This window comes from Catenibacterium sp. UBA627 (assembly GCF_002299355.1).
Lineage (GTDB): Bacteria > Bacillota_I > Bacilli_A > Erysipelotrichales > Coprobacillaceae > Catenibacterium > Catenibacterium mitsuoka.
In genome coordinates this window covers 38,113-38,347 of record NZ_DBPF01000012.1, presented here as the reverse complement: position 1 = coordinate 38,347, position 235 = coordinate 38,113, and the positions used below count along the sequence as shown (strand labels likewise).

The window sequence follows — 235 nt, the reverse complement described above, 5'->3', positions numbered from 1 at the left end:
ATAAATAGCTTTGAAACTCTTCTTGATGTAAGGAATGATATACATTCATAATATAGATCTGGTCTTCTTTCATCTTATAGAGAAGACGAATACATCCTTCAGGGTAGATATTTGTATCTAATAGTAATTGATGTATTTCATCTAAGATGATCCATGAAAGAAGATGATGCATATCAGTAAAATGATAATAGAAAGTCATACGATTAATACCACATTCCTTTGTGAGATCACCAAT

At 29.8% G+C, this 235-nt stretch carries 1 pseudogene; it reads right to left on the bottom strand.

What is annotated here, in order from left to right:
* A pseudogene (locus B2S90_RS01090) lies at nt 1-235 on the bottom strand (dihydroxyacetone kinase transcriptional activator DhaS); the annotation flags it as partial.